The sequence below is a fragment of the Planktosalinus sp. genome (assembly GCF_059864935.1).
The window spans coordinates 1-2,011 of record NZ_JCBCCK010000141.1 but is presented as its reverse complement, the minus strand read 5'-3'; the positions used below and the strand labels follow the sequence as shown (position 1 = coordinate 2,011).

Annotated in this window: 3 protein-coding genes; 2 read left to right on the top strand and 1 reads right to left on the bottom strand. The window is 40.7% G+C overall.

The window, feature by feature from the left end:
- Positions 1-228: HipA N-terminal domain-containing protein (locus AC6F75_RS05895; RefSeq protein WP_500714023.1), on the top strand; the 228-nt coding region annotated here is incomplete at its 5' end.
- Positions 225-1,160, top strand: coding sequence for a HipA domain-containing protein (locus AC6F75_RS05890; RefSeq protein WP_500714022.1), 936 nt, complete (start codon positions 225-227; stop codon positions 1,158-1,160). The genes AC6F75_RS05895 and AC6F75_RS05890, both read left to right, overlap by 4 nt.
- A gap of 345 nt (positions 1,161-1,505) precedes the next feature.
- On the opposite strand, the gene AC6F75_RS05885 is transcribed toward AC6F75_RS05890, so the two are convergent.
- On the bottom strand, positions 1,506-2,011 hold a 506-nt coding region (locus tag AC6F75_RS05885; RefSeq protein WP_500714021.1), incomplete at its 5' end, for a YceI family protein.

The following is a 2,011-nucleotide window of genomic DNA, read 5'->3' as shown; positions in this document are numbered from 1 at the left end:
TATCCCGATGGTTTTATCACGTTTACGATGCCGGTAAGGGCTGATGCCTTTGTTTCAAAACGTTTGTTTCCTTTTTTTGAAGGTCTTATACCGGAAGGATGGTTGCTGGACATTGCAGCCAAGAATTGGAAAATTAACCGGAATGACCGTATGGGATTGTTATTAGCTTGTTGTCAAAACTGTATAGGTGCTGTAAGTGTTCAACCCGTAAACACCGATGACGAATGAAAAATTGTTTGTATTGCTATGAACCGCTAGATAAGGAAACTGATTTTCACGAAAAATGCAGTTTGTCTTTTTTTGGCACCAAACAAGCTCCTTTGCTGGAGTATACTTACAGTCAAATGGATGAATTGGCTAAACAAGTAGTGGAACGCAGTGTGGCCGTGCCGGGGGTACAGGCTAAATTGTCCATGTCACTTATTAAGCAAAAGGCTGAAAATTCGGACACGCGTTTGACCGTTGTGGGTGCTCTGGGGGGGAATTATATTTTTAAACCTCCCTCGCCTGATTATCCGGAAATGCCCGCTAATGAACACCTCACTATGTGTGTTGCTGAAGCTTATGGGGTCAATGTGGTGCCTTCCAGTCTTATTCGATTGAAAAGTGGCGAATTGTCTTATATCACACAACGGATTGATCGAACACCTAAAGGGGATAAAATCCATATGCTCGATATGTTTCAAATCACGGAGGCTTTTGACAAATACAGGAGTTCGATGGAAAAAGTAGGTAAAGCCATTGGGGATTTTTCACAAAACACTTTATTGGACAAACTTTACTTTTTTGAACTGGCGCTTTTTAGTTTCCTGACCGGAAACAATGATATGCATTTAAAAAACTTTTCGATGATCGCCACTCCCCGGGGTTGGATGCTTTCTCCTGCCTATGACTTATTGAATGTCACCATACTCAACCCTGATGACCAGGAAGAACTAGCTTTGACGCTTGACGGTAAAAAAAGGAAGCTCAACTTATCTCATTTTGAAAAGTTGGGAAAAGAATTGGGGTTAACCGAGCGACAGCTTGCCGGTGTGTATCGCCGATTTAAAAAGCATTTACCAAAGGCTTTGCATTGGATTGATCGTTCTTTTTTATCTGAGGAGATGAAGGTGGCTTATAAGGGGGTTTTGGAGAGTCGGTATGAGCGGTTGTTTTAGAGGTGGAGAAACCGGGATAAAACTATCGCTAAAATTTTTTAATTACACCCAAGCTATAAATGATAAATTAATGGATATAATATCATTACATCAGAGTGTGATTCTGAAGTGTGATTTTGTAGAAAAATGTATGTTTTTTGCTTTTTAATGCTCCTGATAATCAATTAAATGCATTTATTTTATGGACTTAAATCCTGTGGCATTTGCCCGTGCAGGCTCAAGTCCGGCCTCGAGTACTTGGTAAAAACCGTAACTATATTATTTATAATTAGTTGCGGTTTTTGTATTTATGGTTGTCCCGACATTTTTTCTGCTTACTTGAGCAGCGAAGTTTAGAACTAAAACTTATTTTTTCTCCGTCGCACTGAAATCCAACAATAACAACACCTCATCTTTGTTTCTTACTGATCCCCAACCGGCCTTGAAAGGCTCGATGCCATAATCACTTTGCAGAAAACGGAATTCGCCCTTGATAGTGAGCACATTTTTTTCAAAGGTGATGGTAACGGGTACAGCAATTTCTTTTGTGGTGCCGTGCAGGGTGAAATCTCCTGTGAGGGTGTAATTGTTTTTATCGGTATTTTTTAGTTTGGAACTGTTGAACTTGATTTTCGGGTATTTTTCCACGTGCAATTGACTGCTGCTTTTCATGGTTTCATTGACCTCACTGCGGTCATCATCATCCAGCTTGCCCAGTTTATATTTTTCACGGTCTTTTTGGCTGTCTGCTATTAAAGAAGCGCTGGGAACTTCAACTTCCATTTTAAAGCCGTCAGGATGGTCTTTTTTAAATACCACCCAACCGGAGAAATCGTCGGCACGAACCACGTGGTCGTGGGCAAAAGCAGAGG

What these genes read in the sequence shown, in the direction of transcription:
- AC6F75_RS05890 (WP_500714022.1), top strand. Translation starts at nt 225, where the DNA reads ATGAAAAATTGTTTGTATTGCTATGAACCGCTAGATAAGGAAACTGAT.